The sequence below is a fragment of the Streptomyces gilvus genome (assembly GCF_022513565.1).
Classification (GTDB): domain Bacteria; phylum Actinomycetota; class Actinomycetes; order Streptomycetales; family Streptomycetaceae; genus Streptomyces; species Streptomyces gilvus.
Window position 1 is genome coordinate 19459 of record NZ_JAKWBE010000006.1, and the last position, 14308, is coordinate 33766.

General features: G+C 71.7%; 14 protein-coding genes and 2 pseudogenes. 8 read left to right on the plus strand and 8 right to left on the minus strand.

Going from position 1 to position 14308, the window contains the following annotated elements; translation table 11 throughout:
* Positions 1 to 7: 7 nt before the first annotated feature.
* Both MKW14_RS11570 and MKW14_RS11575 read right to left on the minus strand, forming a co-directional pair.
* Positions 8 to 658, minus strand: a complete 651-nt coding sequence (locus MKW14_RS11570) for a response regulator (RefSeq protein ID WP_240861872.1) — start codon at positions 656 to 658, stop codon at positions 8 to 10.
* Positions 646 to 1920: a sensor histidine kinase gene (locus tag MKW14_RS11575; RefSeq protein WP_240861874.1), complete on the minus strand. Its 1275-nt coding sequence runs from the start codon at positions 1918 to 1920 to the stop codon at positions 646 to 648. Before MKW14_RS11575 ends, MKW14_RS11570 begins: the two co-directional genes overlap by 13 nt.
* 183 nt (positions 1921 to 2103) lie before the next feature.
* On the opposite strand from MKW14_RS11575, the gene MKW14_RS11580 reads away from it, so the two are divergent.
* A complete protein-coding gene (locus MKW14_RS11580) occupies positions 2104 to 2574 on the plus strand; it encodes a hypothetical protein (RefSeq protein WP_240861876.1) in 471 nt (156 codons plus the stop codon).
* Here the strand turns inward: MKW14_RS11580 and MKW14_RS11585 are convergent.
* Positions 2474 to 3349 carry an FtsX-like permease family protein gene (locus MKW14_RS11585; RefSeq protein ID WP_441349304.1) on the minus strand — a complete coding sequence of 292 codons (876 nt, stop codon included), beginning with the start codon at positions 3347 to 3349 and terminating at the stop codon, positions 2474 to 2476. The two genes, MKW14_RS11580 and MKW14_RS11585, sit on opposite strands and share 101 nt — an antisense overlap.
* Here MKW14_RS11585 and MKW14_RS11590 point away from each other — a divergent pair.
* A pseudogene (locus MKW14_RS11590) lies at positions 3303 to 3611 on the plus strand (sensor histidine kinase); the annotation flags it as partial. The gene MKW14_RS11585 and the pseudogene MKW14_RS11590 sit on opposite strands and share 47 nt — an antisense overlap.
* A pseudogene (locus tag MKW14_RS11595) lies at positions 3599 to 4257 on the plus strand (response regulator). The pseudogenes MKW14_RS11590 and MKW14_RS11595, both read left to right, overlap by 13 nt.
* Before the next feature lie 63 nt (positions 4258 to 4320).
* Here the strand turns inward: MKW14_RS11595 and MKW14_RS11600 are convergent.
* Both MKW14_RS11600 and MKW14_RS11605 read right to left on the minus strand, forming a co-directional pair.
* Positions 4321 to 5115: a COG4705 family protein gene (locus MKW14_RS11600; protein WP_240861878.1), complete on the minus strand. Its 795-nt coding sequence runs from the start codon at positions 5113 to 5115 to the stop codon at positions 4321 to 4323.
* A 165-nt stretch (positions 5116 to 5280) separates the two neighbouring features.
* Complete coding sequence (locus MKW14_RS11605; protein ID WP_240861880.1) at positions 5281 to 6414, minus strand: sugar ABC transporter substrate-binding protein; 1134 nt, start codon at positions 6412 to 6414, stop codon at positions 5281 to 5283.
* A 211-nt stretch (positions 6415 to 6625) separates the two neighbouring features.
* Between MKW14_RS11605 and MKW14_RS11610 the strand changes: the two genes are divergently transcribed.
* Together MKW14_RS11610 and MKW14_RS41780 are read left to right on the plus strand one after the other, a co-directional pair.
* Complete coding sequence (locus MKW14_RS11610) at positions 6626 to 7690, plus strand: chitinase (RefSeq protein ID WP_308314592.1); 1065 nt, start codon at positions 6626 to 6628, stop codon at positions 7688 to 7690.
* A 158-nt stretch (positions 7691 to 7848) separates the two neighbouring features.
* On the plus strand, positions 7849 to 8721 hold the full coding sequence (locus MKW14_RS41780; RefSeq protein WP_441349305.1) for an SCO2400 family protein: 873 nt from the start codon (positions 7849 to 7851) through the stop codon (positions 8719 to 8721).
* Here the strand turns inward: MKW14_RS41780 and MKW14_RS11620 are convergent.
* Complete coding sequence (locus MKW14_RS11620) at positions 8699 to 9361, minus strand: DUF4328 domain-containing protein (RefSeq protein WP_374116559.1); 663 nt, start codon at positions 9359 to 9361, stop codon at positions 8699 to 8701. The two genes, MKW14_RS41780 and MKW14_RS11620, sit on opposite strands and share 23 nt — an antisense overlap.
* 171 nt (positions 9362 to 9532) lie before the next feature.
* On the opposite strand from MKW14_RS11620, the gene MKW14_RS11625 reads away from it, so the two are divergent.
* Complete coding sequence (locus tag MKW14_RS11625) at positions 9533 to 10066, plus strand: hypothetical protein (RefSeq protein ID WP_240861884.1); 534 nt, start codon at positions 9533 to 9535, stop codon at positions 10064 to 10066.
* Between the two features lie 4 nt (positions 10067 to 10070).
* Positions 10071 to 10544, plus strand: a complete 474-nt coding sequence (locus tag MKW14_RS11630; RefSeq protein ID WP_240861886.1) for a PH domain-containing protein — start codon at positions 10071 to 10073, stop codon at positions 10542 to 10544.
* Here MKW14_RS11630 and MKW14_RS11635 read toward each other — a convergent pair.
* A complete protein-coding gene (locus MKW14_RS11635) occupies positions 10541 to 12508 on the minus strand; it encodes an NHL repeat-containing protein (protein WP_240861887.1) in 1968 nt (655 codons plus the stop codon). The two genes, MKW14_RS11630 and MKW14_RS11635, sit on opposite strands and share 4 nt — an antisense overlap.
* A gap of 135 nt (positions 12509 to 12643) precedes the next feature.
* On the minus strand, positions 12644 to 13045 hold the full coding sequence (locus MKW14_RS11640) for a luciferase domain-containing protein (protein WP_240861890.1): 402 nt from the start codon (positions 13043 to 13045) through the stop codon (positions 12644 to 12646).
* A 245-nt stretch (positions 13046 to 13290) separates the two neighbouring features.
* On the opposite strand from MKW14_RS11640, the gene pstC reads away from it, so the two are divergent.
* Complete coding sequence (gene pstC, locus MKW14_RS11645) at positions 13291 to 14307, plus strand: phosphate ABC transporter permease subunit PstC (RefSeq protein ID WP_240861892.1); 1017 nt, start codon at positions 13291 to 13293, stop codon at positions 14305 to 14307.
* The last annotated feature ends 1 nt before the right edge of the window (position 14308 follow it).

Sequence of the window (14308 nt, forward strand, 5' to 3'; positions counted from 1 at the left end):
GACGGGCTCAGGCCCGGGTCGTGCCCAGGAAGCGCAGGACCGCGAGGACGCGGCGGTGGTGGCCGTCCGCCGGGGGCAGGTCGAGCTTGGCGAAGATGTTGTTGATGTGCTTGGCGACCGCGCTGTCGGTGACGACCAGGTCCTCGGCGATGGCCGCGTTGGACCTGCCCTCCGCCATCAGCGCGAGCACCTCCCGCTCGCGCGGGGTGAGCCGCTCCAGCGGGTCGCTGTCCCGGCGCAGCAGCAACTGCGCGACGACCTGCGGGTCCAGGGCCGTACCGCCGGCCGCCACCCGCCGTACCGTCGCCGCGAACTCCTCGACGTCGGCGACGCGTTGCTTGAGGAGATAGCCGACGCCGCTGGTGTCGGCGGTGAGCAGGTCGGCGGCGTAGCGCTCCTCGACGTACTGGGAGAGCAGCACGACGGCGGTCCCCGGCCACCGGCGGCGGATCGACAGCGCCGCGCGCACGCCCTCGTCGCTGAACCCGGGCGGCATCCGGACGTCGATCAGCGCCAGGTCGGGCCGCTGCTCCTCGACCGCGGCCAACAGCGCCTCCGCGTCGCCCACTTCGGCGCCCACCTCGAAACCCGCCGTCTGCAGCACCCGGACCAGGCCCACCCGCAGCAGCACCGAGTCCTCGGCGATCACCGCCCGCACGGCAGCTCAGCGACCAGCGTGGTCGGGCCCCCGACGGGGCTGTCGATGCGGAAGGTGCCGTCGACGGCCCGGACGCGTCCGGCCAGCCCGGTCAGTCCGGTGCCGGCGGCCGCGTCGGCGCCGCCCACCCCGTCGTCGGTGACCTCCACCCGCACCACCCTCCCGGTCCGCCGTACCGTCACCTCCACCCGGCCGGCCCGGGCGTGCTTGGTAACGTTGGCCAGCGCCTCGGAGACGACGAAGTACGCGACCGACTCCACGGCGGGCGCCGGCCGCCCGTCCAGGTCCACGTGCAGGCGCACCGGCAACGGTACCCGCGCGGCGAGTCCGGACAACGCCGCGTCGAGGCCGCGGTCGTCGAGCACCGCGGGGTGCAACCCCCGTACCAGGTCGTTGAGTTCGCTGATGGCCTCCTTGGCCTCGCGGTGCGCCTCGTCGATGATCCGGCGGGCCTCCTCGGGCAGGTCCTTGAGCGTCGCCCGGGCGAGCCCGAGGGTGACCGCGAGGGAGACCAGCCGCTGCTGGGTGCCGTCGTGCAGATCGCGTTCGATGCGGCGCCGCTCGGCGTCGGCCGCGTCGGCCAGGTCGGCCCTGCTCACGGACAGGTCCGTGACCCGCCGTTCCAGCCGCTGGGCGCGGCTCGGTCCGAGCAGCGCCCGCGCCGCGCGGCTCTCGGCCCGGGTCACCGTCCCGGCGAACCAGGGCGCGGCGGCGAGCAGCAGCAGGCCGATGGCGGTGACGTACGCCGCCTGGACCGCGTACACGTCGGCGGCATCCGTGTGGGCCGGCATCGCCCACATCCACCCATAGATGGTGGCGCAGGCGACGCCCGTGCCCCACACCGCGAGCACCAGCACCTCCGCGACGGCGAGGAACGGCCCCAGGAGGGTGTGGTAGGCGGTCCGCCGCCAGGTCTCGGCGGAGACCAGCAGCCGCAGCGCCCGCCGAAGGCGCGGCCCCTCGGCCGGCAGGGAGCGCGGGATGTCCACGGCGAGGAGTTCGGCGTACCGCCACCGCTGGACCGCCGTCAGCGGGAGGGCGACGAGCGGGAGCAGCAGGAGGACGGCGAAGAGCCCCGGGAGGACGCCCCACGGCAGGTGGACCGACCGGACGACCGGCTTGGCGCCGAGCCACAGCCACGCCGGTACGGCGGCGAGGTGCGGGAGCACGCCCGCGGCGAGGAAGGCGGTGTCCCGCCGGGCCGTCCCGATCCGGCGGCGCAGCAGTCGGGCGGGCGGCCCCAGTACGGAGGGGAGCGTCATGCACCGACCGTAGAGCCCGGGGTGGGGCCCGGACCATGCACCTGTCTGCAGGATCGATGGTGAAACAGGCACCACCCCGAACCCGGACCCGGCCGTTACCGACAGTCGCCGGCCCGACGAGCAGGCTGGTGAACAGGCCGTCGGAGGGCGGCACTTGGCGAACACGAACGGGGTGAGGACGCCATGCACACAACGCACACGGACGACTCGGGAGCCCGGCAGGCGGTGCGGGACCGCCCGCCCCTTCCCACACCGCGGCGTGGACTCGTCGGGCTGCGGTCCCGGCACCTCGGCCTGGCGTTCGTCGGCTGCGGTGTCGCGATGGTGCCCTGGCTCGTCGTCCTGGCGAAGACCCTGCCGGACACGGCCCAGGTCCGGCACTGGTCCACCGCCTGGGTGGGGCTCGACGCCCTGGAGGCGCTCGGTCTGGCCGCCACCGGCCGGCTGCTGCTGCGCCGGGACCCCCGCTTCTGCCTCACGGCCACGGCGACGGCCGCCCTGCTGGTCTGCGACGCCTGGTTCGACGTGACGACCTCGGCGCCGGGCGCCGAACTCACCACGGCCGTCGCGATGGCCCTGGGCGCCGAACTGCCCATGGCCGCCCTGTGCACGGCACTCGCGGTCCGTGCGCTGCCCCGGAGGCCCCGCGGCTGACCGCCCCCGGGGTCACAGGGCCCGGATCGCGTCGGCCGGCGGAGGTGCGCAGGGCCTGGCGGGTGGGGAGTTCCGTGGTGAGGAACGCCGTGGCGGTGACCGTGACGGCGAGCGCGGGCAGCAGCCAGACGGGTCCGGACGGCCAGGGGCGGCCGAGGAAGCCCTGGCCGAGCAGGGCGAGCGGTACGGCCGACAGCAGCAGCGCCGTGACGAGTGCCGTCGCCGCCGTCACCGCCGCCTCACGGCGCATCATCGTGCGGATCTGGCGCGGGGTCGTGCCGTTGAGGCGCAGGGCGCCCAGCTCGACCCGGCGCTGGGCGGTCGCGGCGACCAGTTTGTTGGCGATGCTGAGCAGCAGGTAGACGAGCAGGACCACGATGGTCGCCAGGTTGATCCACACCTCCGGCGGGGCGTTCCGCAGGCCGGAGGCGGGAGCCGTGTCCGCGAGCGCCAGGCCCGGCCGGGCGGCGGCGAGGGCGGTCAGGGCCCGCCGCGCGGCCGCCGTTCCGTCGGTCCGGACCAGCAGGCTCTGGTCGAGGCGTGTCGTGGTGTGCCCGGCGGCCAGGTCCCGGGACAGGACCACCGTGCCGAAGCCCAGCCCGCGCCCGTAGACGGCGACCACGGTCGCCTCGACCGGGGTGCCGTCACCGAGCACCAGCCGCACCCGCTTCCCCAGCCCGGCGCCCCGCGAGCGGACGACGTCGCTGCTGACGGCGACGGTGTTCCCCGTGATCGTCGACGTACCCGCGCGGTGCGCCGCCTCCGTCGAGGCCACCGCCTACTTCGTCGTCGCCGAGGCGCTGACCAACATCGCCAAGCACAGCGGCGCCGCGCACGCCACCGTCACGGCACGCAGCCGCGGCGGCCGTCTCACCCTGTGCGTCGAGGACGACGGCCACGGCGGCGCCGACGAGCACGGCGGCTCCGGGCTCACCGGCATCCGCCGCCGGGTCGCGGCCCACGACGGCACCCTGTCCCTGGCCAGCCCGCCGGGCGGCCCGACCACCCTGAAAGCGGAGCTTCCATGCGGATCGTGATGGCCGAGGACGACCCCCTGCTGCGCGAGGGGCTCGCCCTGCTGCTGCGGGCCGAGGGCCTGGACGTGGTGGCCACCGCGGGCACGGCCGACGAGGCGCTCGCCGCGATCGACGAGCACAAGCCGGACGTCGCCATCCTCGACGTGCGGATGCCGCCGACGCACACCGACGAGGGCATCGTCGCGGCCGTGCGGGCCCGGCGCCGACGGCCCGACCTGGCCGTCCTGGTGCTCTCCGCCTACGTCGAGCAGAGCTTCGCCACCGAGCTGCTGAGCGAGGGCGTGGGCGGGCTCGGTTATCTGCTGAAGGAACGGGTGGGACGCGTCGAGGAGTTCCTGGACGCGCTGCACCGGGTGGCGGGCGGTGGCACCGCCATCGACCCCGAGGTGGTCGCGCAGCTGTTCACCCGTTCCCGCCAGGACAGCCGCCTCGAACGGCTCAGCCCGCGCGAGCGTGACGTCCTCGCCCTGATGGCCGAGGGCCTGGGCAACGGCGCCATCGCCGAACGCCTCGTCGTCACCGACGGCGCGGTCCACAAGCACACCGCAGCATCTTCGCCAAGCTCGACCTGGCCCCCACGGACCGGGTGGACCGCCGGGTGGCCGCGGTCCTGCGGTATCCGGAGGACCTGCGCCGGCTGACTTGAACTCCACCGGTGACGTCCAGCGGACGGGCGAGCGGATGCTGAGCGGGCCCCCTCCGGCGGGTGTCAGCCCCGAACGCCCTCGGTCTGCACGTCCTTCCGGGACACGGCCAGGTAGGCCACCAGGACCAGGATCGCCGCCGTCCACGCCAGGGTCACCGGGCCCAGGCCCCACGCGAGGCCGCCCCGGCCGTGGCCGACCGCCATCCAGTCGGCCACCGACGCGCCGAGGGGGCGGGTGAGGACGTACGCCGACCAGAAGGCCGTCACCGCGTTCAGCCTGCCGGCGCGGTGGGCGAGAGCGGGGACGGCGATCGCGGCGGCGTACAGGACGGCGGAGCCCAGGTAGCCGAGGCCGAGCGTGGCGGAGAGGTCGCCGGCCGCGGTGCCGAGGGCGAAGGTGGCGAGCACCGCGCCCCAGTAGAAAACCTCGCGGCGGCGGGTGTGGATGCTGTGGATGGACAGGGTGCGCTCGCTGCCGTACCAGAGCGCGAAGACGGTGGCGAGGGCGACCATGAAGAAGGGCGTGGAGAGCAGGTAGGGCACGCCCAGGCCGACGTGCAGGACGTCCGCGGCCATGGTGCCGAAGACGCTCACCATGACGATCGCCGTCCAGTAGATCCAGGCCACGTACCGGCGCACCGCGAACTGCACGGCCAGCGCCACCGCGAGCGCCACCGCGCCGAGTGCCACCGCGGGGATGGGCCCGAGGAGATGGGCGAGCCAGTCCGAGGCCGTCTCGCCCATGCCGGTGGTCAGCACCTTGATGACCCAGAAGTAGACGGTCACTTCCGGGACCTTGCTCAGGGCGTGGCGTACGGGGCCGGCGTGCCGGCCGGGGGCGAGGCGATCTGTGCTCATGGCGGGCACGATCGCATGGCGCCGTACGACTGCCACAGACCCCTTTGCCATTGTTTTGGCGCTTCTGGAGGGTGTGTTGCCCGAGGGACGCCCGAGCCTGAACACAACCTGAACGCCGCGGCCGTATCGCTGGCCAGGAGCCGGTGAACAGTGGTAGAAGCGGCCTTACTTCAGGCCGATCGCCGCGCAGTCCGCCGCGTACTTCGCCGTGCAGATGTCCTTGACGGTGTAGACGCCGTCCTTGATCACCGTGGCCTTGATGTTGCTCTTGGTGAGCGCGACCACCGGCACCAGCATCGCCGGGATGTCCTTCTGCGTCGGGCTGTCGATCGTGTCCTGCGTCAGCGCGTCGAAGGCGATGTCCCGCCCCTGCACCTTGTAGACCGCCATCTCCGCGGCGCCCTGCGCCTCCAGCAGGAAGGACTTGTAGACCGTCATGGTCTGCTCGCCGGCGACGATCCGCTGCACCGCGTCCAGGTTGGCGTCCTGCCCGGTCACCGGCGGCAGCTTGGCGGCGCCCGCCTGCTCCAGTTCGTCGATGACGGCGCCCGCCATGCCGTCGTTGGCCGAGTAGACGGCGGCGATGTTCTTCAGGCCGACCGACGCGATCGCCTTCTCCATGTTGGCCTTGGCCACCTCGGGCAGCCACTCCCTGGTGTCGTACGACTTGGCGATGACGACCCGGCCCTTGAGCTCGCTCAGCGCGCCCTCCTTGAACAGCGCCGTGTTGGGGTCGGCCGGCGAGCCGTTCATCATGACGATCTTGCTGGTGGCGGCCTTGTCCCCGAGCGCGTCGACGATCGCCCGCCCCTGCACCTCGCCGACCAGCTCGTTGTCGTGGCTGACGTAGGCGTCGATCGGGCCCTGCGCGAGCCGGTCGTAGGCGATGACGGGTATCCGGGCGTCCTTGGCCTTCCGCACGGCCGGCGCGATCGCCCTGGCGTCCACCGCGTCGACGAGGATCACGTCCACCTTGTCGGCGACGAGCTGCGCGAACTGCTTGTTCTGCCGGGAGGCGCTGGCCTCGGCGTTGGCGTAGACGACCTTGCCCTTGCCGCCGGTGAGGGAGGCGACCCGGGACTTGATGAGGGGGTAGTCGAACCGTTCGAAACGGGCCGTGTCCTTGTCGGGCAGCAGCAGGCCCACCTTGACGTCCTCGCGCCGGGACGGGGTCGAGGAGTCGCCGCCGCCGGTGACGCCGTCGACGACACCACAGCCGCTGAGCAGCAGCGCACCGGCGGCGGCGAGGGGGAGGGCGGGGCGAAGTGCGGTGCTTCTGCGGGGAGTTCGTGCGTTCACGTGCGAGGTGCCTTCCGGGCGGGAGGGGAGCGGGCCACGGTGACTGAGAAGCCAACGGCGCTGTGAAGGTGAGGTCAAGACATCTGGATGTCTTTTCGCGAATACCCACGGAATCTCCCCGCCCGCTTATGGCAGGGCGCGGTGGAACGGTTGGTCAGGCAACTGTAAAGAACCTTGACAGTAGAATGGTCTAGTCCAACTATGGGTCGGCATGAGACGACCTCGCGCGCTGCGTGCGCTGCTGTCCTGTATCTCGGTGACCGGCCTCGCGGCCGGTCTCGTCGCCCTCGGGGGAGGTGGCGCGCTCGCCGCGGAACAGGCGCCGGCCCATCCCGTCCGGCCCCTGCCCGCCCAGGTGGCGGCTCCCTACTTCGAGGCCTGGACCGGCGACAGCCCGGCCGCGCTGGCGGCCGCCTCCGGCAACAAGTACCTGACCATGGCCTTCCTCCAGACGGACAAGCCCGGTTCCTGCACCGCGTACTGGAACGGCGACACCACCCAGCCGATCTCCAGGTCCACCTTCGGCGCGGACATCGCGGCCATCCAGGCACGCGGCGGCAACGTCATCCCCTCGTTCGGCGGCTACGGCGCCGACACCACGGGCACCGAACTCGCGGACAGCTGCACGGACGTCGACTCCATCGCCAAGGTCTACGAGAGCCTGGTGACGACGTACGGCATCACCCGCATCGACCTCGACGTCGAGGCCGACTCGATCACCAACGCGGCCGGCATCGACCGCCGCAACAAGGCGATCGCGCAGGTGCAGCGCTGGGCGGCGTCCACCGGACGGCATGTGCAGTTCTCGTACACGCTCCCCACGACGAACACCGGACTCGCGCCCAGCGGGGTCGCGTTGCTGCAGAACGCCGTCGACAACCACGCCCGTGTGGACGTCGTGAACATCATGACGTTCGACTACTGGGACGGCGCCACGCACGACATGGCCGCCGACACGGTGTCGGCCGCGACGGGCCTGCACACCCAACTCACCGCGCTGTACCCGGAGTCGGACCCGGCCAGGCTGTGGCACCGCGTCGGCGTCACGGAGATGCCCGGTATCGACGACTTCGGCCCCGAGGAGACGTTCACCACGCAGGACGCGGTGAAGGTGGAGCGCTGGGCCGCGGCGCAGGGCATCAACACCCTCTCCTTCTGGGCGCTCCAGCGGGACAACGGCGGCTGCGTGGGCACGGCGGGCGCCAACTCCTGCTCCGGGATCGCCCAGGACACGTGGTACTTCAGCCACGCGTTCGAGCGGTTCACGCGGGGCTGAGGGGTCGGACCGGCGCTGAGACGACCCTTCGGAACCGTCTGAAACTTCCGCGCCGAATCCGTGCAGGAGCCCCACAAGGACTCCATGGACTCTTTCGAATCCCTCGTTAGCGTTACTGGCCGTTCGATCCCTCGTGCGAATGGTCAGGTAGACAGCGGATGGACTACTGCTCCTCGTGCCGCCGGCACCTCAACGGCGCTCTGGTGTGCCCCGGTTGCGGTGCCTACGCCCCCGACATCGCGCCGGTGACCCGGGCGGGCCGGGTGGCCCCGGCCCTCGCCACACCGGCGAGCTGGCCGGAACCGGACCCCGGGCCGTCCGCCGAACTCGCCGAACTCGCCGATCCCAAGGACCCCGAGGACACGGAGGGTGTGCCGTCCGCCCCGGTGGGCCGGGCGGCACGCCGCCGCCAGCGGGCGCGCTGGAAGAAGAACCAGCGCCGCGCGGTGGTGGCGACCGCCGTCGCGCTCGTCGGCGGCGGTCTGACGGTCGCCTCGATGGACCGCGGCTCCGGCGACCACAGCCAGGCTTCGGCGGGCCCCGACCTCACGGGCATGGGCACGGAGGAGCACCCCGCGGCGGAGCCGACGGACACCCCCGCCTCCCCGACCGCGCTCCACACCTCACGCGACGGCTCCGCCGCCCCCGCCACGACCGGCGGCAAGCACCGTCGCACCACGCCGACCGCGGCGCACACCGACTCGGCGTACACCGCGCCGTACAGCGCCTCCACGCCGCACACGTCGACGCCGGGCACGCAGCCGCGGACGACGACCACGGCGGGCGGCGCCACGACGACGACCAGCACGGGCACGACGTCGAACCAGTCGACGTCGTCTACGTCCTCTACGTCCTCTTCGTCTTCTTCGTCCTCGACGTCCACGTCCGCCGGTGACAGCGGCACGTCCGGAACGTCGTCCCAGTCCTCCAGCACAGGCACGAGCACGAGCAGCGGCACGAGCACGAACACCAGCACGGCCTCGACGTCCCCGTCGGGCCTGTGCGTGCTCAACCTGATCTGCGTGAGCTGACGTTCCGGCTGAGGGCGCGGACGACGAAGACGCCGGCGACGGCCGCGCCCACGATGGCGGCGTCGGACACCAGGAGCGTCCCGACGTTGGTGTAGGCGCGGGCGATGATCTGGTCCGTGGAGTCGGCGGACATCAGCCCGACGCCGCTGAGCAGCCCGATCAGCCAGAGCGCCCACCACACGTTCACCGACCGCGGCAGCCGCTCGCCGGGCGCGCTGTCGCGGTGGACCTCGGCGACGATGCCGCGCGGGAACCAGAGGTTGACGACCGGGACGACCCACCCGAGGTAGACCCACAGCCCCGAGTAGCGGGGCCGCTTCCCGGACAGCTCACGGGCGGTGTCCCGCGCACGCCCCAGCCATCCGATGAACGCCACCGCGCAGATGACCACGGCGACCCCGCAGGCCGAGACGACCAGGTGGTACTGGTTCTCCAGCCCGGTCAGCGTCCGATGCGCCCCATTCCCCTGATCCGGCGGCCCCGACGCCGGCTCCCCCGCCACGGCCAGTCGTATCTCCCATATGGCCCGCACGGCCCACGAGGCCCCGGCGAGAGCGAGCGCCCCGACAGCGAACCGCGCGGCTCCGTCCATGGGCCGCGGGGTGGGGACGGGTGCGGGTGGTGCTATGTGATCGTTCACGGGGGCATCCTGGCGTACGACGGGGGCCGCTGACCAGGACGACAGGCCGTCAACCACCCGCTCTCCACCCGTGTTTCACGCACCACGTACGGCCGGGTGCGGACCCAGCTGGTCGAGGTTCCTGGGCAGCTCGATCTTGTGCGCTGCCCGTGGCCGGGATACAACCGTCTGGTGACAAGCGACTCCGGGCCAAGGGCATGGTGGGCAACTGCTTCGCTCCTGCTCGTCTCGGTCTTGGCGGTGACTGGTTGCACCGCCGGTCAGCATGGCGGCACTCCCGTCGACAGGACTGCCGCGCGTGCCGTGAAGGCATCGCCCGCTGCCCCGTCCTCCAGCACAACGCGTGATCCTTACGCGCCGTCGGTCAAGAAGGCTCCGCAACTCTCCGCTGACGGCGTCACCACCGTGGTGAGCGGCGCGAACGTCAAAGGCAGCGCCACGTATGCGATTCCAGGCGGAATGAAGGCGGGCAAGACGCTTGCCGTCGCGACCTACTGTCAGGGCTCGGGCCGGCTCGACGTGGAGGTTCAGCCGACCGGCACTTCCTTTTCCATTCCCTGCGAAGAGAACACGGTGCTGCCGGTGATGAACGAGATGGGGGTGTACGCGAAGCACTCCACGAGCTCATTGCGCGTCACCACGCAGCCGAACATCACCTGGTCCTTCGCGGTGGGCTGGGATCCTCACCCGCCCGAACAGCAGTAGGACGATGACGGAGACCGGCTCCCCGCTCGGCGTGTGGCGAGTCAGCCTGTCCGGTCGGGTCGGCGGGTACCTTCTGGCCGGCGGCCCTGCGCTGGGCGCGGTGATCACCTGGTTCAGCGCTCTGATCCACCCGAGCGCCCAGAACTTCACCTCCGCCGGCATTTCGAGTGCCGTCGCCCTGGGGTTCGGTCTCTTCGCCTGGTGGGTCCTGCTCCGCGTACGCCTCGAGCTCCATGAAGACGTGATCGTCATGGTGAACCCCTGGGGCACGCAGCGGCTGCCGTGGTCGCGCGTCAGCGCGGTGAGCCTGGGCAACTGGGGAGCGGAGTTCCACACGACGGACGGCTTCAAGTACACGGCGTACGCGTTGAGCGATCTCGCCGGTGGGACCCGGCAGGATGTGCGGTTCGCCGGTGTGCGGCGGGTCGTCCGTGCGCGGCTCCGGCGTGAACAGCCGGAGCCGCCGCGAGGGCGCTAGTTGGTGAAGTAGATGTACTTCCAGTCGCTCAGCGTCGTCGTGTTGACCGTGTCGCCCGACGCGCCGTTGACGTACGCCGCGCGGACACGGGCCTTGATGCCGGACTGGCCCGGGGCGCCGAGACGCACGGCCGACTTGCCGTTGGTGGCGAGGGCGAAGTACTGGGGGCTGTCCTCGCTCGGGTACCACTGGCCCTGGTAGTAGATCTCCAGCTCGAGGCGCTGCTGGCGGCCCCGGTAGTACGTCATCGTCGTCGTGACGATCGGCGAGGTGTTCTTGTGGACCCAGTAGTACGTGTGCGAGCCGATCGCGGCCTTCTTGTAGTGCTTGGTGACGGCCGTGGAGACACGGACCTTGGCGAAGCCGTTCGACTTGACCGTCTTCGGCGCGTAGCGGGCGTCGCCCTTGAACACCGCCGTGACCGCGGTGTCGCGGGTCATGTCGACGGTCACGGTGAGGTTGCCGCTGGAGTTGACCTTCGCGGACCTGACCAGCTTCTTGGGCTTGTCGGCGCCGAAGGGGTCGGCCCAGATCTCCACCGTGCGGTTCTTGTACGTCTTGCCGAGGTGCGCGGTGAACTTCACGTCGGCGCCGTACGCGTACACCTTGCCGTTGTTGTTCAGGCTGAGCGCGGTCGCCGTGCGGGAGACGGCGACCTTGTCGGACGCGGTCACGGCGGAGTGCGCGGCGTCACCGGCGTAGGACACCTTGTAGGTGACCGTGCCGCCGGCCGGCGGGGTGTCGGTGAAGGAGTACGTGCCGTCCGCGCGCACCGTGACGGCGGGCAGCGCCTTGCCGCCCGGGGATTCGAGGTCGGTGCGGGTGACCTGGAGCTTCACCCCGGCCGGCAGCGCGACGGACGCCGAGATCTTTCCGGTGACCGTCAGCTTCTTGGCGCGGGGCGCGCTGGAGGGCGCGTTGACCGTGAGGGTCGGGTTGTTCAGGGTCGGGCCGGTGAGCGCCTTGAGGGTGTAGCCGGCGCCGTCCGCGCCGGTGCCGACCAGCGCGAACACCCGGGAGAGGTCCGGCGCCCAGCGCAGGGTGGCGGCGTAGGAGGTCCCGAGGTCGTAGGTGTGCAGCGGCTTCGTGGTGTCGGGCCGGTACGTCAGGACCTTGTGGCCGTCGGCCTGGGCGACGACGCCGTTGGGCGCGACGTCGGCGAACTGTCCCGTCGGGTAGGAGCCGGCCGCGGTGAACTTGCCGTCCGCGTAGGCGTCCCGGTCCTTGCCGTTGACGAGGACCTGCTGGCCGCCGGGCACCAGGTCGATGTCCCCGATGCCGCTGTTGAGCGTGTAGTCGCCCCCGTACCAGGAGACCAGCTTCGGCGTGCCGCCGGAGACGTCCAGAACGGCCATCGAGTCGGTGGAGATGCCGGTCTCACCGACGGCGAGGATGCCGGGCTGGCTCGCGTCGGTGTCCAGCAGGCCCTGGCCCCAGATGCCGTTGCCGGTGCCCTCGGTGGGGAACTGCTTCAGCGTCACCGGGTCGGTGCCGCCGGCCGGGTCCACGGACGGGTCGAGAGAACCCAGGTCGCCGTCCCACTGGTCGCCGTAGGTGAACCACACCTTGCCGCCGCTGACGGCGATCTGACGCGGGCCGGTGTCGGTGGCGACGGGGTAACGGTGCTTGATGTCGAGGGTGGCCGCGTCCAGGGCCACGATCTCGTGGGTGGCGGGCAGGGCCGCGTAGAGGGTGGCGCCGTCGTCCGACACCGCCAGGTCGGTGATGCCGGGGACCCCGCTCGCCGAGTCGGCGGCGTTGCCGGAGTAGTCAGCAGCCGTGACCGTGCCGGCCGCCGAGTCGCCGACGAAGACCCGCTTCAGCGCGTCGTCGACGACGATGCCCCCGGGCGCGGTGACCCGGGCGGCGGCCGCGGAGGCGGTGCCGGCGGCGACGACGCTCAGCGCCGCCGAGGAGAACAGGACAGCAAGCGCTGTCGCGGTCGAGATGCTGCGCGTACGCACAGTGATGTGACCCCCTGAGGAAAACCCGGTGTACGACCGGGCAGGCGAGTGCGCCGCGCAGCACCCGGCGATGACGCGCGGGGCGCGGCTGCCCCGGCAGCCTATGTCATGCCTGTGACAGTCGTGGAGGAAATTTCAGCCGTGGGGAGCTTCCGTGACGGCGTCGAGCACCGTCACCCGGCGGAAGTTGCACACCGCGCGCTCGCTCGGCGCGCTCCCCGCCCGCCCGCCGGAGTGCGCCTTGAGGGCCACGCTCACCAGGCCGAGCAGCAGGTCCACATCGGCGTCGCAGTCGAGGTGGACGGTGACCCAACGCGAGCCGGGGACCAGACGGATGGCGGTCGACTCGGCGAAGTCGTAGTGCAGCCGCTGTATCGCACGGGCGGTCAGCTGCAGGTCCACATCGCGCTCGGAGTGGAAGTGGACGATCTCGTGCTGGGCGGAGCGCAGCGCCCGGCCCGTCCCGCAGTCGGCCGGACACGGGCTGAGGTCAGGCCACGTCTCCAACTGCCGCATGGCTTTCTGGGCCGGTGTCATGCGCCTATGGTGCGGTGCTCACCGCCCGGCCACCAGGGATTGAGGGATCCGTAACCCATAGGTGACGAACGTCCGGTTGGCCGGACGGCCGCCTCCACAGCAGCCCCACCGAAACGACATGAGCCGTTCACTGTTCCTCCATATCCAACGCCTCGCGTCGACAGGAACCGGCCATTGACTCTCCCCGCGCGGCTCGAACACGAGGCCGCTTGGGGAATACCGTTTCCTTTGGGGGGCCCTCAGTGGTGTCCGCAGTGGAGGCTTCCGGCGAACCGGAGCCCGACAGACCCGTTCCTCGCCGGCTCCTCACGGCCCGTGGCCTGGGCGACCGTCTCTTCCGGTACCAGCTCACGGCCACCGGACTCGCCGTCCTCACCGTCATGGCGGCCGTCGGGCTCTTCCTGCTGCTGCGGGCCGCGCAGGCGCTGCGCGTGCGGGGCTGGAAGTTCCTCACCACCGCCGCCTGGCAGCCGGACGTCCACAACTTCGGCATCGCCGCCGTGCTCACCGGCACCCTGCTGATCGCCGCCGTCGCGGTGACGATCTCGGTGCCGCTGGCCGTGGGGACCGCGCTGTTCATCTCCCACGTGGCACCGCGCCGACTGCGCCGCACGCTGGTGACGATGGTCGACCTGATGGCGGCCGTCCCCTCCGTGGTCTACGGGCTGTGGGGACTGTTCTTCCTGCAGCAGCACGTGATCGGTCTGTCGCGCTGGCTGTCCGACTGGCTTGGCTGGATACCGCTGTTCACGGTGGACGGCACCCGGCCCGGTGAACCGCTCGCCTCCGAGAGCGTCTACACCGCCTCCACCTTCGTCGCCGGGATCGTGGTGGCGCTGATGGTCGCACCGATCCAGTGCTCGGTGATGCGCGAGGTGTTCGCGCAGGCCCCGGCGGGCGAGCGCGAGGGGGCGTACGCGCTGGGCGCGACACGCTGGGGGATGATCCGCGCGGTCGTCCTGCCCTACGGCAAGGGCGGCATCATCGGCGGCACGATGCTCGGGCTCGGGCGGGCGCTCGGCGAGACCATCGCCGTGTACCTGATCATCTCGCCGGTCTTCGTGATCCAGCCGCACATCCTGCAGACCGGTTCCAACTCCGTGTCCTCGCTGATCGCCCTGCACTACGGCGACGCGTCCACCTTCGGCATGTCGGCGCTGATGGCGGCGGGCCTGGCGCTGTTCCTGCTCACTCTGGCGGTCAACTTCACCGCCTCCTCCATCGTGGCCCGCTCCCGGTCCGGCGCGCAGAGCGAGGCATGAG

Excerpts from the sequence above, each read along its gene's own strand:
- MKW14_RS11580 (WP_240861876.1), top strand. The coding sequence starts at position 2,104 with ATGCACACAACGCACACGGACGACTCGGGAGCCCGGCAGGCGGTGCGG.
- MKW14_RS41780 (WP_441349305.1), top strand. The coding sequence starts at position 7,849 with ATGGACTACTGCTCCTCGTGCCGCCGGCACCTCAACGGCGCTCTGGTG.
- MKW14_RS11600 (WP_240861878.1), bottom strand. The coding sequence starts at position 5,115 with ATGAGCACAGATCGCCTCGCCCCCGGCCGGCACGCCGGCCCCGTACGC.
- MKW14_RS11630 (WP_240861886.1), top strand. The coding sequence starts at position 10,071 with ATGACGGAGACCGGCTCCCCGCTCGGCGTGTGGCGAGTCAGCCTGTCC.
- MKW14_RS11640 (WP_240861890.1), bottom strand. The coding sequence starts at position 13,045 with ATGACACCGGCCCAGAAAGCCATGCGGCAGTTGGAGACGTGGCCTGAC.
- MKW14_RS11610 (WP_308314592.1), top strand. The coding sequence starts at position 6,626 with ATGAGACGACCTCGCGCGCTGCGTGCGCTGCTGTCCTGTATCTCGGTG.
- MKW14_RS11575 (WP_240861874.1), bottom strand. The coding sequence starts at position 1,920 with ATGACGCTCCCCTCCGTACTGGGGCCGCCCGCCCGACTGCTGCGCCGC.